At 49.0% G+C, this 22,681-nt stretch carries 12 protein-coding genes and 6 pseudogenes; 6 read left to right on the top strand and 12 right to left on the bottom strand.

The features are described from left to right. Positions 1-141 precede the first annotated feature (141 nt). Entirely contained in the window at positions 142-732 is a 591-nt protein-coding gene (cobO, locus tag ATN88_RS09090; protein ID WP_067414466.1) for a cob(I)yrinic acid a,c-diamide adenosyltransferase, read from the top strand. Positions 733-780: 48 nt separating this feature from the next. Here cobO and ATN88_RS09085 read toward each other — a convergent pair. After that, a pseudogene (locus tag ATN88_RS09085) lies at positions 781-1,811 on the bottom strand (metal-dependent hydrolase). Positions 1,812-1,992: 181 nt separating this feature from the next. Between ATN88_RS09085 and ATN88_RS09080 the strand changes: the two are divergent. Beyond that, a pseudogene (locus tag ATN88_RS09080) lies at positions 1,993-2,435 on the top strand (CBS domain-containing protein). A 51-nt stretch (positions 2,436-2,486) separates the two neighbouring features. Here ATN88_RS09080 and ATN88_RS09075 read toward each other — a convergent pair. The 4 genes from ATN88_RS09075 to apbC all read right to left on the bottom strand — a co-directional run bounded on the left by ATN88_RS09075 (position 2,487) and on the right by apbC (position 7,988). Then, positions 2,487-3,509 carry a putative urea ABC transporter substrate-binding protein gene (locus ATN88_RS09075; RefSeq protein WP_083539451.1) on the bottom strand — a complete coding sequence of 341 codons (1,023 nt, stop codon included), beginning with the start codon at positions 3,507-3,509 and terminating at the stop codon, positions 2,487-2,489. Between the two features lie 173 nt (positions 3,510-3,682). Next, positions 3,683-5,827 carry an AsmA family protein gene (locus ATN88_RS09070; RefSeq protein ID WP_067414458.1) on the bottom strand — a complete coding sequence of 715 codons (2,145 nt, stop codon included), beginning with the start codon at positions 5,825-5,827 and terminating at the stop codon, positions 3,683-3,685. A 255-nt stretch (positions 5,828-6,082) separates the two neighbouring features. Further along, the gene (udk, locus tag ATN88_RS09065) at positions 6,083-6,724 is read right to left on the bottom strand and encodes a uridine kinase (RefSeq protein WP_067414454.1); all 642 of its coding nucleotides are present in this window, start codon (positions 6,722-6,724) and stop codon (positions 6,083-6,085) included. A gap of 172 nt (positions 6,725-6,896) precedes the next feature. Beyond that, a complete protein-coding gene (gene apbC / locus ATN88_RS09060; protein ID WP_067414450.1) occupies positions 6,897-7,988 on the bottom strand; it encodes an iron-sulfur cluster carrier protein ApbC in 1,092 nt (363 codons plus the stop codon). Positions 7,989-8,191: 203 nt separating this feature from the next. Here apbC and metG point away from each other — a divergent pair. Both metG and ATN88_RS09050 read left to right on the top strand, forming a co-directional pair. Further along, positions 8,192-10,226, top strand: a pseudogene (gene metG / locus ATN88_RS09055) (methionine--tRNA ligase). A gap of 253 nt (positions 10,227-10,479) precedes the next feature. After that, entirely contained in the window at positions 10,480-11,286 is an 807-nt protein-coding gene (locus tag ATN88_RS09050) for a hypothetical protein (RefSeq protein ID WP_067414445.1), read from the top strand. Positions 11,287-11,345: 59 nt separating this feature from the next. On the opposite strand, the gene ATN88_RS09045 is transcribed toward ATN88_RS09050, so the two are convergent. The 7 genes and pseudogenes from ATN88_RS09045 to lrp all read right to left on the bottom strand — a co-directional run bounded on the left by ATN88_RS09045 (position 11,346) and on the right by lrp (position 20,229). Continuing rightward, positions 11,346-12,908 carry a methyl-accepting chemotaxis protein gene (locus ATN88_RS09045; RefSeq protein WP_067414442.1) on the bottom strand — a complete coding sequence of 521 codons (1,563 nt, stop codon included), beginning with the start codon at positions 12,906-12,908 and terminating at the stop codon, positions 11,346-11,348. A gap of 295 nt (positions 12,909-13,203) precedes the next feature. Continuing rightward, positions 13,204-14,490, bottom strand: coding sequence for a serine--tRNA ligase (serS, locus tag ATN88_RS09040; RefSeq protein WP_067414439.1), 1,287 nt, complete (start codon positions 14,488-14,490; stop codon positions 13,204-13,206). Positions 14,491-14,656: 166 nt separating this feature from the next. Next, positions 14,657-15,990 (bottom strand): annotated as a pseudogene (locus tag ATN88_RS09035) (replication-associated recombination protein A). Between the two features lie 25 nt (positions 15,991-16,015). After that, positions 16,016-16,612 (bottom strand): outer membrane lipoprotein chaperone LolA, encoded by a 597-nt coding sequence (gene lolA / locus ATN88_RS09030; protein ID WP_067414437.1) that lies wholly within the window; start codon positions 16,610-16,612, stop codon positions 16,016-16,018. Between the two features lie 12 nt (positions 16,613-16,624). After that, a pseudogene (locus tag ATN88_RS28865) lies at positions 16,625-18,170 on the bottom strand (DNA translocase FtsK); the annotation flags it as partial. 485 nt (positions 18,171-18,655) lie between these two features. Next, positions 18,656-19,514 (bottom strand): annotated as a pseudogene (locus ATN88_RS29085) (DNA translocase FtsK 4TM domain-containing protein); the annotation flags it as partial. 220 nt (positions 19,515-19,734) lie between these two features. Further along, positions 19,735-20,229 (bottom strand): leucine-responsive transcriptional regulator Lrp, encoded by a 495-nt coding sequence (gene lrp, locus ATN88_RS09020; RefSeq protein ID WP_067414434.1) that lies wholly within the window; start codon positions 20,227-20,229, stop codon positions 19,735-19,737. A gap of 165 nt (positions 20,230-20,394) precedes the next feature. Here lrp and ald point away from each other — a divergent pair, with 165 nt between their 5' ends. After that, positions 20,395-21,510 carry an alanine dehydrogenase gene (ald, locus tag ATN88_RS09015; protein ID WP_067414432.1) on the top strand — a complete coding sequence of 372 codons (1,116 nt, stop codon included), beginning with the start codon at positions 20,395-20,397 and terminating at the stop codon, positions 21,508-21,510. A gap of 121 nt (positions 21,511-21,631) precedes the next feature. Beyond that, positions 21,632-22,588 (top strand): thioredoxin-disulfide reductase, encoded by a 957-nt coding sequence (gene trxB / locus ATN88_RS09010; protein ID WP_067414429.1) that lies wholly within the window; start codon positions 21,632-21,634, stop codon positions 22,586-22,588. Positions 22,589-22,681 lie beyond the last annotated feature (93 nt).

Genomic DNA, 22,681 nt, shown 5'->3' with positions numbered 1-22,681 from the left:
ACATACGATTTGAAATACCATAGCGATTTACTCAGATTTACTTTCGGTTCACGCTTCCAATAAAAATTGGTTTTGGTATGTTGTGATCCATTCGCGAAAGCAGCGCATAGAAATCAGCTATTTGAATTAAAGGACCCGACAATGAGCGACGATCGCTACAAAGCCCGCCAACAGAAAGTCAAAGAACAAGTGGATGAACGCGTCGCCGCGGCTCAAATTGAAAAAGGCCTGCTGCTGGTCATCACCGGCAACGGGAAAGGAAAATCAACCTCAGGGTTTGGCATGATCACCCGCGCAACGGGTCACGGACAAAAGTGTGGTGTTGCCCAGTTCATTAAAGGCACATGGGAGTGTGGTGAGCGAAATCTGCTGCAACAATGCGGCGTTGAGTTCCATGTAATGGCAACTGGCTTTACGTGGGATACGCAAGACAAAGAAGGCGATACACGCGCGGCACAAGAAGTGTGGCAAGAATGTAAGCGAATGCTAGCGGACCCAAGCTACGATGTCATTCTGCTTGATGAAATGACCTACATGGTGACCTACGGTTATGTCGAACTGGATGAAGTCGTCACGGCATTGGAAAACCGTCCAAGTGAACAGTCGGTCATTATCACTGGCCGCGCTGCGCATCGCACACTCACGGAAATGGCAGATACCGTCTCTGAGGTACGTAACGTCAAACATGCTTTTGAAGCCGGCGTGAAAGTGCGTAAAGGCATCGACTGGTAATACTGCCTCGCGAAAAACAACAAGGGCTCCGTTTGGAGCCCTTGTTGTTTAACCGTCCCGAAAACAGTCGTTCTCATTACACAGCATGGCATCAATACTCTGCCAGCCAAGTAGTCGCATCCACAACGCTGGAATTTGTCTTGGTAAGACTGGGCCTGGGTCAACCTGCTCAGGCTCAACGACGTGCCAGACTTGATCCTCGCCCTTTTGCGCCACCACGAATTTAAACGGTTGGTACATGGCCATGCCCAAACGCAAATCCGTCATGGTCAGATCCTTCCCTTCTTGCTGGAAGCGGACAAAGTCATTGGTGAAGTACTCAAAATCATCCAGAAGCTTTGGTTTGGCTGGGAATGGCCAATTGCCTTTCTCCATGGGCATCCAATCAATGGTTGGGTCTTCATCCTTCAGAGACGCTAAGCCTTCCCAGTATTTATCGCCATCCAACACTACTATGCGCCAAAGCACGGTGTTGAGTGGAGTGGGTGCAACAAACACTGGCTGACCCTCAAGGTGTGTACCTGCCACGTTGTCTTCCACACGGTCTTTAATGATTCCCATCGCAATCAGCGACCAACACAAATAGAGGGAAGACAACGCAAGACCGACGCCGCACAGCTTCGCTGCTTGCTTCGCCAAATGAACGCCGCTAGCACAGGCACAAGTAATGGCACGGTATAAAGCGGATCGATAATAAAGATGCTGGAAATAGAAACCGGTGGCACAGCTAATGGCCAGAACAGTTGCGTGCCGTAGGTAGTAAAGGAGTCCAAAATTGGGTGCGTGGTTAGCGCAAGCGTAATCAGTGTCATCAATTGCCAAAGAGGCCATGATGTCGCTACAAAACGTTTCCAAACCAAAGAAAGTGCGACGGCAAATGGGATCAGAACAAACAGCGAGTGACTGAAGCCTCGGTGCTTGATCATGTTGGAAATGGGGTCGCCATAATCGAGCAAAACATCCAAGTCAGGCAAGGTTCCTAATGCCGCACCAGCAAGCAAAACCGTTGGCGTACAACGCTTTCCTGCAACCAGTCCAGCAACCGCCGCCCCCAAAGCCGCTTGAGAAATTGAATCCATTACTACTTCCTAAATCATTATCGTTATCAGCGTGAATACTATCTTCCTCTGTACGAATTAGAAAATATTTCGTTACGGAGTTTCGATATCGCCACGGGATTTTTGTGCTCTGGCTCTCAACATTTCAACCCTACTTTTTGTAGGTTTTAAAGTGAGATGATTAAAGAGGAGAAAAAATAGGATGCCAGGAAAAGTATCAGACTATATGACACGTAAACTCATTACTATTACCCCTCAAATGGGCGTTCGGGAAGCTACTTCCTCATGCGAGATGAAGACATTCGACACCTCCCTGTGATGGAAGACGAGCAACTGGTTGGGATTATCAGTGATCGGCAATTACGCCGTCCAAACTGGGCAGATGAAGCGCCCGACATCGAACATCCCTACCTTCTATCTGACGACCTCACGGTTGGCGATGTTATGGAAAAAGATGTCATTACCTGCCGCACCTATGAAACCCTGTCAAAAGCGAATAAGACACTGATGGCGCACAATGTCGGTGCCTTGCCTGTGCTAGACAAAACCGACGCACTTGTCGGCATGTTGTCTGCTGTTGACTTGTTGGCAGCGTTGCAAGACATGCTAAAGCACGAGAAAACGAAGAAAAAAGCACGCGCTTAACGGAAAAAGAGCAAAGGTTTTTGCCTTTGCTCCCATTTAATCTTTCTCAACTCAAAGTTGGTTGTTTACCGCCATTTCCATGTACCGGCTATCAAACCTCAGTTTGATATTCTCAGAGTCCCCAAGCACTTTTCCGGATGGAAACGAAATTCCTAACGCATCGACATCCTCGATATCACCCATCAAACCTTGTTCAAAACAAAACGCCCGCACATTATTCATGGCCTTAAACAGTGAGTTACTTTGAGCAATTCGAACCGCCTTTCTTGGGCTGTAAAACATCTTGGTTGCATCAAGTTGTTTGATGATAGACACCAAGGTGACGCCTGCGCTTTCCGCCATGGCAGAAAGTACGGCTTTGTCCTCGCGCTGAAGCTTTTCCATCACTTCAAACCATGCTCCAACCAGCACTTTGTTGAGCCTCTCATCGCCGCCAGTTTTCACCACCATGACATCTAAAATTTCGCCCGGCAATTGAGAGGAATCAAACAGGACATTGGCATCGGTCTCTCCCACAGCACGCTGTAAAATGGGGTTCCATGTCACCATATTGACGCCTTTGTCCTTGCTAAAGGCCTCTAAAATCAAGGCATCAGACGTGTCGACAATCTCAACATCATTTTCGGTCATTTTTGACTTCGACAAAGCCCGGTTAAGCAAATAATGAGAAACAGAGTATTTTACCAACAAGACGTTACTGCCTTTGATGTCTGGCACTGTCTTGGCTTCATGACTGACAAGGCCATCATTCCCGTTGCTGTAATCGCCGACAATCAACACACTGGTATCGACGCCTTGGGCTACGGGAAACGCTAACGCATCCATCTGGGTCATGGTGCAAGCATCAAACTCGCCATTGGTAAATCGTTCAAGAGAATCCACGTAATCATCGACGCGCTCAATGGAGACATCAATGCCGTACTTTTCTGCCCATCGTTTGAGTGTCCCACTCGTATCAACGTAGTGCCATGGCTCCCACCCCACGTAATGGCTCCAGCACACCTTAAAGCTGTCCTTTGCCGATGCCGGGAAGCACAAAAAGAGAGAAAGTAGTATGAACAGGCGTGTTGTCATCTGGCCGTCCTTGCTAGCGCGTTGTCTATGGCTGTCTCGTTTTATAAACTTTCTTAGACAACAGTATAGGCAGACACGAGAGGTTCGGCTGATTCGAGGTGCGTTTAACTTGCTGATTAGGCATAAAAAAGAAAGCCACACTAGGTGGCTTTCTTTATAAAACTTTATAACGCTTAGTTGAACAAGCCTTTAAGCAGTTTGTCCGTTACTTGCTTGACCTTGTCGTCTTCGGCTTTATCGCCCAACAACTTCTTCAATCCGCGCTCAGCTTCTTTTCTCGCTTTCTCTTCCAGCACTTTGTTGCTTGAAAGCAGTGCCTTCACATCCAGCTCATAGCCGGGGGCTTGCCAAGTGCCGTTGATCTTCACAGGAATGGTCAGATCTTTCAGCTCGTCAATGTCTTTACCGCCTTGACCTTTACTGGTGCCAACCACTGAAACGAACACATTAAAGTCCAGTGTTTCGTTCAGCAGGTTAGTTTGACCTTCGCTATGAACACGCAGAGCTGGAGCTTCCATCTTCAAGTTACGCGTTGACGCAATGCCTTTGCCCAAGTTGAAGGTTGCGCTCATGCCACTGAAGTCGGTCTTGCGGGTCTCTTCCACATACTCCGCACGCTGACCTTTCAACGTTGCTTTGGCTTCACGGATCATTTCAGGAATGTTGATGCCGTTTATCGAACCATCCGCGAAGTTAATCGCTACGGTACCCGTAATGCCGCTGCGCAGACGTTTTTCAGACAGGCCCACACCGCTAACGTTGACATCAATGCTGCCTTTACCAGATAGCATATCTTGGTTTGCAGCCGCCATGAGCAGTGGTTGTACTTCAACGTTTTTAATGCCTTTGGTCGCTTGATAACGGGCAGGTGACACCGTTGCGTCCAAACTACCTTTTGCATTGATGGTGCCGCCATAAAGCTTGGCATCGAATTGATTGATAGCGACCTTGCCGCGATTAACCGCAAAGTTCGCCATCACATCAGTCACTTGCACATTGCTCGCGATAAAATCATCAATGGTGATGACACCCGCAATATCCAGTCCTTTCAGCGCAGACAGATCAGGTTCAACCTCGCTCAGCGGTTGTTTCTTGGCAGGTGCAGCGGGTTTGTCTCCCGCGCTACCACCGCTGCTTGCAGGTTTCTCCGCAGGCGCAGATTTGGTACCTAGGAACGCATCAACGTCGATTTTTGGACTGTGAACATCAAAGCGTACTTTCGGGATATCCGCTAAGACTACGCTCGCTTCACCATCGACATTCAGCTCATCAACCGAGGCTTTCATGTTGGTTAGCGCGGCTTTCTTCGCTTTGTTATCGAACTCGATATCGCCATTGAAGCCAATCTTCATTTCTGGGCGCGGCAGGCCTTTCCCTGACACCTGAGTGTTTAGCTCCATATCTGTGGCTGAAATCAGCGAGATGGCTTCATCCACTCTCAGCGACGTCTTGCCTTTGGCATCGAATGCCATCTCGTTCGCGTTGCCTTTTGCTTCAAAGCTCAGTGCCATTGGAACGCCCAAGCCCAATTGGTCAGCGTTGATGGTGGCACTTTCCAGCTTCATCTGTGCATCAGACGCACTCGCGGTTAAAGCCAGTTTACGCAGCTGAGATTTCATGATTTCTTTGTCAATCATGGCTTCTGCACTGCCCTTGGCATTAAAGGTCAGCGCGTTTTGTTTGCCCGTAACATCAAAATCAATCGGCACCCAAACGCCCGTTTCCAGCTTGCCAATGTTCAGGTTCAACGATGAAATTTCGCTTTGAGTATGCGCTTTGTCATCACGCACGGTTGCGCTGGCATCCACAATATCCAATCCGCCAATGGTGATTGTCCATGCTTTCGCAGGCTTGGTATCCGCAGGTGCGCTTTCAGCTTGCGCTGGCGCAGTCTGGTTATTTGCGGTGTCTTCAGTTGTCGTTGGTTCGCCAGAAAGGCCATCCAAGTTGCTGACACCGTTTGGCAGGGTTTGAATAAACACATGTGCGCCGTAAAGACTCACTACGCCGATATCCAATTGGTCTGAAAGCAAAGGCGTTACGGCAACTGACATCTCTGCTTTATCCAGCTTCAGCATGTCAGGTTCTGCAAAACCTTGTGGGTTTTTGAAGGCCAGCTTTTCAACCGACAAGCCAAGACTTGGCCAAAAACGCCAGCTGATATCGCCATCAATAACCAACTCTCTCCCCGTTGCTTTTTTCACTTCATCCGCAATCAACGGTTTAAAGTCATTAGGGTTTATCACGGCGACAATGACACCAATGGCGATGACAACCAAAAGCACCAAGCCAAGAAGGATGTAGAGAAGCTTTTTCATGATGGTAATCAGTTCCTTATGAAAGGCGACAAAACAAATTGCAACTATCTTAACGAATCAGCGAGGAAAATGTTGCTGCAAATGATGCAATTTCAAGAATATACCCAAGCAATCTGAAGAGGGTTGGATTCAGAATACTTGGGTATATCGCCCGATACTCACTATTTAAAATGTGTATTGTTTATCGAGCAAAAAAGTCACATTTTGTCGTTCGACAGGTATAAAAAAAGCCGGACTTTCGTCCGGCTCTCTTGTTTATGCTTTTAGCAGTTTCGCGATGTGTGCTTTTAGCACGTCAATCGCGATACGGTTTTTACCGCCACGAGGAACGATAATGTCCGCGTATTGCTTTGAAGGCTCAATGAACTGCATGAACATTGGGCGAACAGTCTTTTGGTACTGTTCCAACACTGAATCCATAGTACGGCCACGCTCTGCAACGTCGCGTTTAACACGGCGAAGAAGACAGATATCCAAAGGAGTGTCCATGAAAATGCTGGCGTGCATGATGTCACGTAGACGCGGATCAGTCAGCAGAAGAATACCTTCCAGAATGATCACTTTCTTCGGTGTCATTGTGGTGGTTTCTTCCATACGGGTATGCTCTGAGTAGCTGTACTGTGGTACTTCTACTGATTTGCCTTCCATGAGCTCATTAAGGTGCTTACACAGCAGATCATGGTCAAGCGCCTGCGGGTGGTCGTAGTTCGTCTTGACGCGGTCTTCCATGCTGAGGTGACCTTGGTCGCGATAGTAGCGGTCTTCCGTGATAACACCGATCTGGTGATCGCCCACTTTTTCTTTTAGTTCCTGATAGATTGTACTGGCGATCAAACTTTTACCGGATGCAGAAGCACCTGCGATACCGATAATGACACATTGGTTGTTGTCACTCATAAATGAATACCCGGAAATATGGCGAGAAATAAACCGCCTGATTATAGGGAGTTGAACTCGCGCTTTCTATCTAAATTTGTGATAAAAGTCTCAAACTAAAGCAAGATGCCCAAAGTTTCATCACATTGAATGCGCATTGTTCAACTCCATAGGACGATTGAAGAAAAGCGCGTCAGCTCACTGTCGTGATCGCGATAGATTCAGCCGCCACATCGCCACGCCAATACAATTGGCTGGCAACATTCAAAGCAAGCTGCTTATAAATGGTCGAGAACTCACTTTCCGAGGCAGATTCAACCGTCGGGTTACCGGCATCAATATCCTCGCGGATTTGGATATGCAAAGGCACCTGACCGAGCAAAGATAATCCATATTGCTCTGCTATCTTCACCGCCCCACCGTGACCAAAAATAGCTTCATGATGACCACACTGGCTGCAGATATGGTAGCTCATGTTTTCCACGACCCCGAGTACCGGGACCGCGACTTTTTCAAACATTGCGACGCCCTTAATAGCATCGGCCAATGCCAAGTCCTGTGGCGTTGTCACAACGACGGCTGCCGTGACAGGGAATTGCTGAGCAAGGCTGAGTTGAATATCACCGGTGCCCGGTGGCATATCGACAATCAAATAGTCGATGTCAGGCCAACGGGTTTCATTAACAAGTTGAGCGAATGCTTTAGAAGCCATCGGCCCGCGCCACACCATGGCATCTTCATCCGGCACCAAATAGCCGATGGAGTTACTGTACAGACCGTGCGCTTCAATCGGTTCCATCAACTTGCCATCGAGCGTAATAGGTTGCTTACCCTTGGTGCCGAGCATAATTGGCAATGACGGCCCATAGATATCGGCATCAAGAATACCGACCTTTGCACCTTGTGCTTTCAACGCCAACGCCAGATTCACTGAGGTAGTGGACTTGCCCACACCACCTTTTGCTGAACTCACCACCAGCAAGTTCTTCACCCCTTTCAGTAGGGCTTTATCGCCTGCTTTGATGGGTGCAACACGCGATGTGATGGCGATATCTGGAATATCCTCTCCCGCTTCTTTTTTCGCTTCTAGCCATTCGTTCAGGGACTGAATAAGGTCATTCGCAGCAAAGGGAAACGTGACAGAAACATCCCCTTTTTTGGATTGCGTTACCAAGCCTTTATGGCTTGCCCAATCAGCAACCAATGCGGAATGCTCGAATTGATTTAGAAGTGAGATGACGTCATTCAACTCTGCGAGTTGGTTTTTATCACGGCCAAAAAACATAGTGGGAAGGCTCTCCGACTTGGAAATGTGAAACTTCTTTTAGCCTAATGAATTTTCCGCGGATTCACACGGTTTTCGTGCTCAAACATGAATTAAGCCCGTTAACCGGGAATACCACTGCGAAAGCTAGGCTTTCCAACGCGTATCAGGTAAGATTTGCGGCATTCATCCGATTCATTTGTCAAAAGCGAACAATCTAAATTATGGCTGCAAACCAACGTAAAATTCTGGTTACCTGTGCCCTGCCTTACGCAAATGGCTCAATCCATTTGGGTCATATGCTAGAGCATATTCAGGCAGACGTATGGGTGCGTTACCAGCGCCTGCGTGGCAACACTGTAAACTTCATCTGTGCAGACGATGCACACGGTACCCCTATCATGCTGAAAGCTCAGCAACTGGGTATTGAGCCTGAAGCCATGATTGCTGAAATGCAAAAAGAGCACGAAGCAGATTTCGCAGGCTTTGACATCAGCTTTGATAACTATCACAGCACTCACAGCGATGAGAACCGTGAACTGGCGTCGTACATCTACACCCAGCTGAAAAACAACGGTTTCATCAACAGCCGCACCATTTCACAGCTGTTCGACCCAGAAAAAGAAATGTTCCTGCCAGACCGTTTCGTAAAAGGCACGTGCCCGAAATGTAAAGCAGAAGACCAATACGGCGATAACTGTGACAACTGTGGTGAAACGTACAGCCTACCGATCTGATCAATCCAAAATCAGCGGTGAGCGGTGCTACTCCTGTCATGAAAGATTCTGTGCACTTCTTCTTCGACCTGCCACAGTTTGGTGACATGCTGCAAGCGTGGACCAAGTCTGGTGCGCTGCAAGAAGAAATGGCAAACAAGATGAACGAGTGGTTCGAGTCTGGCCTGCAACAGTGGGACATCTCTCGTGACGCACCATACTTCGGCTTCGAAATCCCAGGCGAACCAGGCAAATACTTCTACGTATGGTTGGACGCACCTATCGGTTACATGGGCTCGTTCAAAAACTACTGTGACAAAAACAGCGCAGTAGACTTCGACGAATACTGGAAGAAAGACAGCGACGCAGAGCTTTACCACTTCATTGGTAAAGACATTGTTTACTTCCACAGCCTGTTCTGGCCAGCAATGCTGGAAGGCTCAGGTTTCCGTAAGCCTACCAACGTATTCGTTCACGGCTACGTTACGGTAAACGGCGCGAAAATGTCTAAGTCTAAAGGTACGTTCATCAAAGCGAGCACTTACCTGAAACACCTAGACCCAGAATGTCTGCGTTACTACTACACCGCGAAACTGAACAACCGTATCGACGATCTTGACCTGAACCTGGAAGATTTCGTTCAACGTGTTAACTCAGACATCGTGAACAAAGTGGTTAACTTGGCGTCACGTAACGCCGGTTTCATCGCTAAGCGTTTCGACGGCATGCTGTCTGCTGAATGTGCAGAACCAGCACTGTACGCTGAGTTTGCTGAAGCGGCAGAGCGCATTGGCGATCTGTACGAGAAGCGTGAATACAACCGTGCAATCCGTGAAATCATGGCACTGGCTGACAAAGCGAACCAGTACGTGGATGAGAAAGCACCTTGGGTTGTTGCGAAAGAAGAAGGCAAAGACGCTGAGCTTCAAGCTATCTGTACCATGGGCATCAACCTGTTCCGCGTACTGATGACTTACCTGAAGCCTGTTATGCCAGAACTGGCTGCACGCTCAGAAGCATTCCTGAACGAAACAATGTCTTGGGAAGGCGTTGCTCAGCCACTGACAGCGCATAAGGTTAGCGCGTTCAAAGCCCTGTTCAACCGCATCGATCCTAAGAACGTTGAAGCCATGGTTGAAGCATCTAAAGAAGATGCAGCCGCTGAGAAAGCCGTAGCAGAAAAAGCAAAAGGTCCGCTGGCGGATGAGCCTATCGCACCAGAAATCGAGTTCGATGACTTTGCGAAAGTTGACCTGCGCATTGCGAAAATCATCTCATGTGAATCTGTGCCTAAAGCAGACAAACTGCTGAAGTTCCAACTGGACATCGGCGGTGAAACGCGTCAGGTATTCTCTGGCATCAAATCTGCGTACAACCCAGAAGATCTAATTGGTAAGTACACCGTAGTTGTTGCGAACCTGAAGCCACGTAAGATGAAGTTCGGCATGTCAGAAGGCATGATCCTGGCAGCTGGCCTGGTGGTAAAGACCTGTGGCTGCTGGAACCTCACGAAGGTGCACAGCCTGGTATGCGTGTGATGTAATTTCACAAGCTAAAGAAAAGGAGCCGATTGGCTCCTTTTTTGTTTTCTACCGTGCCCCATCTAGACACCACTTGTATACCAAACCAACCATCGAGCAACACAGATCACAGTTTTTGCACTGCTTTGGGTCAGTGTTGCTTCAAATCCGAGCACACACTTTCATATATAACCTCTACATTACTGTATTTAAAGGACTTTACGTTTTGGCATGCACTCTGCAGTACGAGATCAGGCTCGGAACGGAGGAAAAGATATGTCATTGCTCACAGCACTAACACCAAACTGGCTCATTCAAGCCACAAAAGGGTTATCAAGCACACGTCAGTCACGCCAAGAACAATATAAATCGCAAATGCGCTCTCTTCGCACACTTCTTTGGATGCTGCATGACCACAACGTGCGTTATGCGCGTTGTCCGCAAGCACCTCAAGCATCAAAGGCACGCGATGAAATCAGTGCATTTTGTGAAGACATGCAAAAAGAGTGTACCTCAGCGCAACGCCCACTCTTTCGTGTTCTTGGGTCTCGCATGGATCAAGCGTTAGCCGCCCTGCCAACACAATCTAAGCCTGCGTGGATTGCTATTCACCACCGCACGTCTGATCACCTCATCTATATCATTGATGAAATCACTCGCTCGTACATCAGTGAAACGGGTGAAGACACGCTTTATGAGGAATATCAGGCATTCTGGCAAACCTGGATTGACACCAAAGAAGCGCAACTTCGCTTTGAACAGGCGGTAACTCGCCTTATGGACGGAAAAACGGCAGCTTGGCAGTCTGTGAACTTACAAAGCCGCATTCTGCAAAAACGCATGCACCAGCTTTCTTTGATCTGTAATGCGGACGTGTCACTGGCGTTTGATCGCGTTGACCACCGCTTTGATTCGGTCATCAATGCCACAGAAGGTGAAATTCCAGCGTCTTCTTTGGCGAAAATCAGTCAGGACTTAAGTGTGATTCTTTTGCACTTATTTGATGGTGAGTTGATGGCACTGACCACAGAAAAACATGCCACCATCATCGAACAACCTATCAAAGCGATTGCCGTTAAATAGGGTTCGATAGACGTAAAAAAGGCCAGCATTGCTGGCCTTTTAGTTTTGTTGTGAAGTACTTAACCTGTTCGTCTGAACTGGGTCACCAAGCGTTTTTGCTCTTCCAATGCAGAGTAAAGCTGCTCAGCTTCCATCACTGACTCACGTGCAATGTTGATAGTGTGTTGTGACAGTTCAGACACCGACTGGATGTTGCCGTTCATCTCATTCGACACCGCGGCCTGCTCTTGAACCGCCGTCGCGATTTGATGGTTTCTGTCATTGATATCAGCAACCAGTTCTTGTGAACGGCGCAGTACATCACCGGCTTGACCTGCACTTGCCACACACTCTTCAGAGAGCGTTGTACCGCGCGCCATCGCGTCTACTGCTTGTTGTGTACCGTTTTGGATTTGCGAAATCACATCTTGGATTTCTGATGTCGATTCTTGGGTGCGTTGTGCCAGTGCACGTACTTCGTCTGCTACCACCGCAAAGCCTCGACCTTGCTCACCAGCACGCGCTGCCTCAATCGCGGCGTTAAGTGCCAGCAGGTTAGTTTGTTCTGCGATGCCTTGGATAACATCAGATACCGCGCCGATGCGTTTACCGTGTTCTTCCAGTTCTGAAATCACGCTAGAAGCATCGCTAAGCTGCTGCGCCAAGTTCTGGATAGCATCAACGGTTTTACCGACAGTCTCCATCCCTGCGAGCGTCGCGTCTTGCGCTTCCGTCGCCGCGTCGGATGCACCTTGCGTGTTACCAGACATGTCATTCGCCGTGGCTGACATTTCGTTGATTGCAGCAGCAATTTGGTCAGTCTCTGCGTTTTGACGGTCGAGGTTGTCAGAGGTGCGCTGACCGTTCTCTTTCGCTAGGTTTGCAGCAGCCAGCACTTGGTCACTGCCATCCATGATACGACCAACAACAGCATTAAGCTCTGCGGCACGCATCTTCAAGGCTAATTCGACTTCAGAGACATCATCAATGGCACCGTTGTAGAGGTATTCCATCAATGGGTTATCATAGGCTTCTCTGGCTAGCTTAGTCACGTTCTCTAATCGGCGTGTCAGCATAAATACTGCAATCACAGACCAAAGGAATTGCACCGCGACAGTTGCAGCAAAACCTGCGAAAAAGCCTGCTGCGCCCGCTAAAATAGCACCAGGCACAAACCACATTAATGCGCGCTGCCACAAGCGGCTTCTCGGCATTTTCAGCGCAGAGGGTGTTTTACCAGCCAAAAGCTGTGGGTACACCTTTTCAGCGCGGTCAACCGCTTTACGGTCGGGTACCATACGTACTGATTGATACTCTACGATTTGACCGTTTTGTTTTATCGGAGAGGCAAACGCATTTACCCAGTAATGGTCGCCGTTTTTTGAACGGTTTTTAACCATCCCCATCCATGATCGACCCGCTTTTATGTAATCCCACATGTTCTGGAACGCAGCTGGCGGCATAGACGGGTGTCGGACCATGTTATGAGGTTGTCCAATCAACTCTTCTCGTGTGTAACCCGCGACTTCGCAGAATTCGTCACTAACGTATTTAATGATCCCGCGTGTATCCGTTGTGGATAGTAAGTTGTAATCGACAGGAAATCGGATTTCCTTGTCTGTTACAGGATTGTTGACTCGCATACGGCACTACCCTTCGATGAATGAGACAGATTTCTAATATCTAATACTAGACGAATAATTCAGAAGGAAATAACAGAACGCTTTTTAATTAGTGACTTACGTTATAGTTACGACAAATAGTTTGATTTATCAGTAAGATACCCATTGCTGTTATCACGACATTTTTTCTGTCGAGCCCAAAGTATATTGAACAGGTAACTCACTACAATTGGCGCATCCTCTATGGGTAACAGCAATAGAAACACGTATAAAAAAAGCCGGCTCATGAGCCGGCTTTCTTAGATTCTATTTGGCATTAGCCAATGTAGGTAAGGCCACCCATGTATGGACGCAGCACTTCTGGCACTTCGATACGACCGTCAGCTTGCTGGTAGTTTTCCATGATAGCAACCATGGTACGACCAACTGCCAGACCTGAACCGTTCAGCGTGTGCAGCAGCTCAGGCTTCTTCTCGCCTTTACGACGGAAGCGCGCTTGCATGCGACGTGCTTGGAAATCAGTCATGTTAGAACATGAAGAGATTTCACGGTAAGTGTTCTGTGCAGGAACCCAAACTTCCAGATCGTAAGTCTTCGCAGAGCCGAAGCCCATGTCACCTGTACACAGGATAACTTTACGGTAAGGCAGGTTCAGCAGTTGCAGAACTTTCTCAGCGTGGCCAGTCAGTTCTTCCAGAGCCGCCATTGAGTCTTCTGGCTTAACGATTTGTACCAGCTCAACTTTGTCGAATTGGTGCATACGGATCAAACCGCGAGTATCACGACCGTAAGAACCCGCTTCTGAACGGAAACATGGCGTGTGTGCAGTCATGCGAATTGGCAGGTCTGCTTCATCAACGATTTCGTCACGAACCAAGTTGGTCAGAGGAACCTCTGCCGTTGGGATCAGTGACATGCCTACGCCTTCTTCAGTAGCAGGCTTGGTGTGGAACAGATCTTCACCGAACTTAGGCAGCTGACCCGTACCGAACAGGCTGTCTGCGTTAACCAGGTACGGTACGTACATTTCTGTATAACCGTGTTCGGTGGTGTGCAGGTCCAGCATGAACTGAGCGATTGCACGGTGCAAACGCGCCATTTGGCCTTTCATCACGATGAAGCGTGAACCAGACAGTTTAACCGCGCTTGCGAAATCCAGACCGCCAGACATTTCGCCCAGATCAACGTGGTCTTTCACTTCGAAGTCGTAAGACTTAGGCTCACCCCAAACGGTGATTTCAACGTTCTCTGACTCATCTTTACCTACTGGCACAGCGTCGTCAGCGATGTTTGGCACACCCATGATGACATCGTTCAGTTGGTCTTGCAGTTCAGCCAGATCCGCTTTTGCTTTGTTCAGCTCGTCACCCAGATTGTCTACTGCTGCCAGTAGTGGCTGGATGTCTTCACCTTTTGCCTTCGCTTGACCGATGGACTTGGAACGTGCGTTACGCTCAGCTTGCAGCTCTTCGGTGCGAACTTGCAGCGATTTGCGCTTTTCTTCCAGGTTACGGAGAGTGTCAACGTCAAGCTTGAAGCCACGACGTGCCAGTTTTTCAGCTGTATCGTCCAGCTCGGTACGAAGTAGTTTTGAATCCAGCATGTTAATCCTGTGAATCGTTAAACAGTGCCTGAAAAAAGTTGACGTTGCCACGCACTATTATGACAACGTCAATATGATTGGTTTGCCCGGGGGAATATCGTTCGACGCATTACCGCAATAGCAGGGCTTTATGGGTTTAAACAATACCCAAAATACCCTCTGTTTCCTAGCGTTTTTGCGGGCTATTTGCGTCTAACTGTTCAAGAAATGCCAACTTCTCAGCGATTTTGATTTCCATGCCGCGATTTACCGGATTGTAGTAGCGCGTTCCTTTCATTTCTTCAGGGAAATAGCTCTCACCCGCAGCATAAGCATTTGGCTCATCATGGGCATAACGATAGCCACCGCCGTACCCCATTTCTTTCATGAGTGTGGTCGGTGCGTTACGAAGATGGTTAGGGACTTCGTAGTCCGGATGCATACGCGCATCCGACAAGGCTTGTTTCCACGCAGTGTAAACCGCGTTACTTTTTGCCGCACACGCCATGTAAACCGCCGCTTGCGCTATTGCACGCTCGCCTTCTGCTGGACCTACACGGGTGAAACAATCCCACGCATTGATGGCAATTTCCATCGCCCTTGGATCTGCATTACCGATATCTTCAGACGCAATCGCTAACAAACGGCGCGCCACATACAGCGGGTCGCCGCCAGCGGTAATGATACGGGCGTACCAATACAGCGCGGCATCAGGGTCTGAGCCACGTACCGATTTATGGAACGCAGAAATCAAGTCGTACCAAAGGTCGCCTTTGTTATCGAAGCGAGCGATTTTCTCACCCGCCACTTCGGCGAGAAGTTCGAGGGTGATGTGCTTTTGGCCTTTGGCGTCAGCCTCTGCCATGTCGCTAAGAAGCTCAAGGTAGTTGAGCGTCATACGCGCATCGCCGGAGGTGAAGTTCGCCAATTGCTCTTTCACGTCTTGGTCGAACAATAGCGTTTCATTCCCAAGGCCACGCGCCTTGTCAGACAACGCCTGCTCGATAACCTCAAGAATGTCTTCACTGTCGAGAGATTGAGTTTGTATACACGAGCGCGTGACAACAATGCGTTGTTTAGCTCAAACGACGGGTTTTCAGTGGTCGCCCCGATAAAGGTGATGGTGCCGTTTTCGATGTGCGGCAGAAACGCATCTTGCTGGCTTTTGTTGAAGCGATGCACCTCGTCCACGAACAAAATCGTACGACGCCCTACCATCTGGTTTTCTTTCGCTTTGTCTATCGCCAGACGGATGTCTTTTACGCCTGACGTTACCGCAGATACGCGTTCAATCTCTGCGTTGGCATAGCCAGCTGCCACTTCCGCGAGTGTCGTTTTACCCGTTCCTGGTGGTCCCCAAAGGATCATGGAATGTAAGTGACCACTCTCCAAAGCTCGGCGCAGCGGCTTACCTTCAGACAGAAGGTGTTTCTGGCCGATATACTCGGCCAGATTTGTCGGACGCATACGCGCGGCCAATGGGCGGAAATCGTCTGCAAAGTCCAGACTTAAGTTACTCACGCGGATTACTCTCGATAGCGGTTAATTACTGTCGCTGGTCGTCTAACTCGACACCATCTGGAACAGTAAAGCTGAATAGCGAAGCACTTGGCGACACATTCTTGACATTTTCCAGCTCAAATTTGCTGGTTTGTCCGTCCTGCTCAACCACAGAGAATTCAGTAATGTGACCGTTAGGTTCAACATTCACCACAAACTCACCAAGATTTGATGCTTGTTTTGGCGACAGTGTGAATGTGTTGCCCTTTTGGGTGACATCGTAATTGTTCCAATCTTTTGGGTCGTTACGTGTCAGCAACACGAATGGGGTTTGAGATGTTGCGTCGTCCAACCACATCGCCGTCACTTGTTCGATGAACGGGCTGTAATACCAAAGGGTCTTACCGTCAGAGATCAGAATGTTCTCATCCGGTGTGACGGTTTCCCAGTTGAACAGGTTCGGGCGCTTCATCGCGAGCGTGCCCTCGCCTTCACTGATCACATCGCCCTCAGGGCTTGTCACTACTTGGTCGAATTCGGCAGTAAAGCTGTTTAGTTTCGCAAGGCGAGTATTCAATTCCTGCTGCGGAGAAGCCAACACTGCTGGAGCGACCAGCAGCAGGGATAACAACATTTTTTTCATTCTTATTTCCAATCAATCTCGAGGTGGAGGCGGTGGCGCCAACACTTCACGATTTGAGTTATGTCCTGGTGGGCTAACAATGCCCTGCATTTCGAGTTGCTCAACAATACGCGCGGCGCGGTTGTAACCGATTTTGAAGCGACGCTGTACACCAGAGACCGATGCACGACTGACTCTGTCACGAATTCAACAACCTGATCAAACAATGGATCCAGCTCTTCGCCGTCTCCGGCTTCCGGTGCTTCGCCTGGCAACAAGCCATCCGCGCCTTGGTCGCCATTGGTAATCTCTGTAATGTATTGCGGCTTGCCACGTGCTTTCCAGTTACTTACCACGCGATGCACTTCGTCATCGTTAACAAACGCACCGTGAACACGCGCTGGATGGTTTGAACCGTTTGGCATGAACAACATGTCACCCATACCCAGCAGCGATTCAGCACCGCCTTGGTCAAGGATGGTGCGCGAGTCCGTTTTGGTCGAAACGGTAAACGCCATACGCGTCGGAATGTTGGCTTTGATAAGACCGGTAATGACATCTACGGATGGGCGCTGGGTCGCCAGCACCAAGTGAATACCAGCTGCACGGGCTTTCTGCGCCAAACGCGCGATCAGCTCTTCAACCTTCTTACCCACCACCATCATGAGGTCAGCAAATTCGTCAACGATAACGACGATGTAAGGCAGTTTCTCAAGCAATGGTGCCGTTTCATCCATGCTATCACCCGGTTTCCAGAACGGGTCTGGGATTGGGTGGTCAGCTTCGTTCGCTTCTTTGATTTTCTCGTTGTAGCCAGCAATGTTACGCACGCCCAACGCCGACATCAGTTTGTAACGGCGCTCCATTTCCGCCACGCTCCAGCGCAGCGCATTACCGGCGTCTTTCATGTCAGTAACCACTTCTGTCAGCAGATGCGGAATACCTTCATACACTGACAGTTCGAGCATTTTCGGGTCGATCATGATAAAGCGAACGTCTTCAGGACTCGCCTTATAAAGCATACTGACGATCATGACGTTAACGCCGACCGACTTACCCGAGCCCGTGGTACCAGCCACCAGCATGTGCGGGGCTTTAGCAAGGTCTGTCACTACGGCTTCACCCGCAATGTCTTTACCCAACACCACAGACAACGGTGATTTCGATTGCTGGAAGCGCTCGCTGGCCACCACTTCCGACATAAAGACGGTTTCTCGGCTGCTGTTAGGCAGTTCAAGGCTATATACGGTTTGCCTGGAATAACATCAACAACACGCACCGCACTGGTCGACAGCGAACGCGCGATGTCTTTTGACAGACTCATGATGCGGCTAACTTTTACGCCTGGCGCGAGTTCCAGCTCAAAGCGTGTGATAACAGGACCAGGGAAAATACCCTTCACGGTTACTTTGATTTTGTACTCTTCCAAACGAGTTTCAATCAGGCGCGCTTGGTATTGCAATTCTTCGTCTGTCGCACGTGTCGCGGTGTTTCTTGGCGGATCCAACAAGTCTAGCGTTGGCAGCGGCTCTTTAGGTTTCGGTAGATTTGGCTCGTCTTTCACCAAGAATGGATGCACGGCACCCGCCGCATTTTTCTGCGCTTCGCGAATGGTTTCTAAGAACGGGTCTTCATCGGGAATGACAGACTCTGCTTGCACACGATCAAGCTCAGAAACGCCGTCGTTGCTGCCGATTTCGTAATGCCTGTCGTCCGCATCAACGATTGTCTCTTCAACGGCTTGCCCACCAGCAGGTGCAGAAGGCGTAATGTCAAACGGTTCGAATGTGTCTTCAACGACAGGCTGCGCGTCATGGTGTTGATAGGCAGTGGACGTATCAACGTCCGGCAGTTCGTCTTCCCAAGGTGGAAGCTCAGTCGCAGGCTCATCAATCACAGAAGGCTGAACAACGGATGACGGCTCATTGCTGTTGAACGCTGATTCTGGTGCTGACGCTTTCGCAAACTCCGCCACAGGTGCAAGCTCAGGCTCATCGCTTATGATTGCTTTCTCAGCAGACATTGTTTCTTCAACAGAAACAGCTTCTGTTACTGGCGCGAGGTTCATCACAGGCTCTGTGCGTTCAAGCTTCACGGGTGCGGGTTTGTGAATTACCGGTGTCTCACTCGCTTTTTCATTTTCCAAACGCTGCGCTTTTGTCAGTGCCGTGATATCTGCAAGCTCTTGCTTATCAGCACGCTGAGCCGGTTTTGCGAACAAGGGGTCTGATTCATCGATATCTGAGGCATCAATGTCTGACGTATCGATGGTTGCACCTAACGTTTGCGGTTTATCGCCACGGACTTTGTTCACTACCCACGTAATCGCAGACAACGTCTTTTCACCCAACGTATCAACAATGGTTAGCCAAGAAATGCCTGTAAACAGCGTAAAGCCCGCCGCCCACAAGAACATGAATACCAGTGTTGTTCCCAACAGATTGAACATTGGCAGGGATAATTCGGTCAGCACGTCGCCAACCACACCACCCGATGAGAAGAACCAAAAATCGTCGAAGTTGAGGTCGGCCAAACCGCAGCTTGTAAGAAGCAGCAGCACGACACCCAAAATTTTGGTCGCAAGAATGGTGTAATTTAAAGGTTCTGATTCGCCGCGACGACGAAAGAACACCCATCCACCCAACAAAAGGAGAAATGGCAGCGGATAGGCCAAGGTACCCAAAGAAAAGAAAAGTGTGTCTGCAACCCAGGCACCCGCATTGCCGGCAGCATTTTGTACCGGGCCATCCCATGCGGTTTGTGACCAGGAAGGATCGGACGAGTCGTAACTAATGAGGGAAACAAAAATGAAAACAGCAGACAGCAGCGCGAGGATCAGAGCGCTCTCTTTCAATCGTTGAATACCGTTCAATCGATTTGAGGTTTCTGTCTGTTTTCGCTCCTGACGCAAGAAAAACTCCATTATCACCTATCTTCTCAAATACCCTAAAACATGAACTTCCGGCTTTTTTCTTATCCATTCGTCGCCGGCTGCAGTGAACTTAGACCTCACTTGGCCTTCATCTGTTCCCTGCTTTGCAAAAGTGTACACCAAACAAAAAAACAAACCGAGCAGCATGCTACTCGGTTTGCAAAATATACCACTTATTTCACCCCTTTAAGTCCGGGGTGTGTGAAAGAAGTTAGCGCGTTTTAATAACCAGATGGTTAGTTTGCTTCACTTCTTCCATTACCACGTATGTACGCGTGTCGTTTACGCCCGGAAGACGTAGCAGGGTTTCACCCAGCAGCTTACGGTATGCAGACATGTCAGATACACGTGTTTTCAGTAGGTAGTCGAAGTCACCAGATACAAGGTGACACTCTTGGATATCTTCGAGTTGTTGAACGGCCTTGTTGAACTGTTCAAAGACATCTGGCGTGCCACGGTTAAGGGTGATTTCAACGAACACCAGCAGGGATGCATCGAGGAACTGTGGGTTCAACAATGCGGTGTAGCCACTGATATAACCTTGTCTCTCGAGGCGACGAACACGCTCTAAACAAGGGGTTGGCGACAATCCTACTCGCTTAGACAGCTCAACGTTTGAAACGCGTCCGTCCTTCTGGAGTTCGTTAAGGATATTTCTGTCAATGCGGTCCAATTCCTTGGAGGGTTTCTTTTTGGCTTCAACCATTTTTTATTCCACCTTATTACGTCCTTGCAATGTTAAATGCCAATTTTACTAACATAACTTTAATTTTTAGCATCAAATCCGGCTATACGCGAACTATACTAGCCCTAAATACAACAATATTACAAAACAACAGCCAATAACTCTACAACGAAGCGAGGAATCAGGATGATCATTGGTGTACCAAAAGAAATCAAAAACCATGAGTACCGAGTAGGCATGGTCCCTGCCAGCGTTCGAGAGCTAATCTCCCACGGCCACACTGTATACGTCCAGTCACAAGCTGGCGAAGGAATTGGCTTCAGCGACGAAGATTACGTCAAGGCTGGAGCTTCGATTCTTCCATCAGCGGAAGAGGTCTTTGCCATTGCCGAAATGATTGTCAAAGTTAAAGAGCCTCAGGCCGTTGAGCGTGCCATGCTTCGCGAAGGGCAAATATTGTTTACCTATTTGCACCTTGCACCAGATTTTCCACAGACACAAGACCTTATCAAGAGCAAAGCTATCTGTATAGCCTATGAAACCGTAACAGATTCTAGGGGTAGATTGCCACTTTTAGCACCGATGTCAGAGGTCGCAGGTCGTATGTCTATTCAGGCCGGTGCTCAGGCTCTCGAGAAATCACGCGGCGGCGCAGGTATGTTGCTGGGTGGTGTACCGGGCGTAGAGCCCGCTAAAATTGTGGTCTTAGGCGGCGGTGTTGTTGGCTCTAATGCAGCGAGAATGGCAGTTGGAATGCGCGCAGACGTAACGATTCTCGACCGTAACATCGATACCCTAAGAGCACTGGATGAAGAATTTCAGGGACGTGCAAAAGTTTTATATTCAACAGAAGAAATTCTCGAAAAACACGTACTCGCCGCAGATTTGGTCATCGGAGCAGTGCTAATTCCCGGTGCTGCAGCACCAAAATTGGTTACAGCCGATCACATCAAGAAAATGAAACCGGGTGCCGCGGTGGTTGATGTCGCGATTGACCAAGGCGGTTGCTTTGAAACGTCACATGCAACTACGCACGCAGACCCAACCTACATTGTTGACGACGTTGTGCACTACTGCGTGGCCAATATGCCAGGTGCGGTAGCACGGACGTCCACGTTTGCGCTGAATAATGCAACACTGCCGTACATCGTGAAGCTGGCAAACCTAGGTTATCGCGATGCGCTGCTGCAGGATCAAAACCTGCTAAATGGCCTAAATGTAATAAATGGTTTGGTCACCATTAAAGAAGTCGCAGAAGCGTTTGATCTCGATTACGTGGAGCCGCGTGCAGCACTGAGCTAAGCGGTTTGTAATAAGAGATAACAGAAATCAATGAAGGGTGCCGCTGTGCACCCTTTCTTTAGCCTTACATTTTCCCTACAATCTGACCCAATACATAAGACAAAATCCACCCGGAGAAATAATGAGCAACGTAAAGCATGCAAGCCTTCTGATTCTAGGTTCTGGCCCTGCAGGTTACACCGCTGCAGTTTATGCTGCGCGCGCTAACCTGAAACCAGTAATGGTAACGGGTCTGCAACAGGGCGGTCAGCTGACAACAACAACTGAAGTTGAGAACTGGCCGGGTGATGCTGAAGGACTGACTGGTCCTGCGCTGATGGAGCGCATGAAAGAGCACGCAGAAAAATTCGACACTGAAATCCTGTTTGACCACATCAACGAAACGGATCTGTCTCAACGTCCGTTCCGTCTGAAAGGCGATAACGGCGAGTACACCTGTGACGCACTGATCATCGCAACTGGTGCATCTGCTCAGTACCTGGGTATGGAATCTGAAGAAAACTTCAAAGGCCGCGGCGTATCAGCATGTGCGACCTGTGACGGTTTCTTCTACCGCAACCAAAAAGTTGCTGTGATCGGTGGTGGTAACACCGCTGTTGAAGAAGCACTGTACCTGTCTAACATCGCATCAGAAGTTCACCTGATCCACCGCCGTGATACGTTCCGCGCGGAGAAAATTCTGGTTAGCCGTCTGATGGACAAAGTAGAAAACGGCAACATCGTTCTGCACACTGACCATGTTCTAGATGAAGTACTGGGTGACGACATGGGCGTGACCGGTGTTCGCATCAAAGACACTCAATCAGACGCAACCGAAGAACTGGACGTAATGGGTCTGTTCGTGGCAATTGGCCACAAGCCAAACACCAGCATCTTCGAAGGTCAGCTGGACATGCACAATGGTTACATCAAGGTTCAATCTGGCCTGGAAGGTAACGCAACGCAAACCAGCGTTGAAGGTGTATTTGCAGCAGGCGACGTGATGGATCACATCTACCGCCAAGCTATCACTTCTGCAGGTACAGGCTGTATGGCAGCACTGGACGCAGAGCGCTTCCTGGACGCGCAAGCGAAGTAATTCGCCTCAAAGGTCCGCTCACACTGAGCGGACCTTTCTATATTTCTAAGCAGCCTTCCCAAAACCAGACGTGAAAAAGTAGGCCAAATGCCT

The organism is Enterovibrio coralii (assembly GCF_001559595.1).
GTDB lineage: Bacteria > Pseudomonadota > Gammaproteobacteria > Enterobacterales > Vibrionaceae > Enterovibrio > Enterovibrio coralii.
The sequence above is the reverse complement of the archived record's forward strand: the minus strand, read 5'-3'. Positions and strand labels throughout refer to the sequence as shown.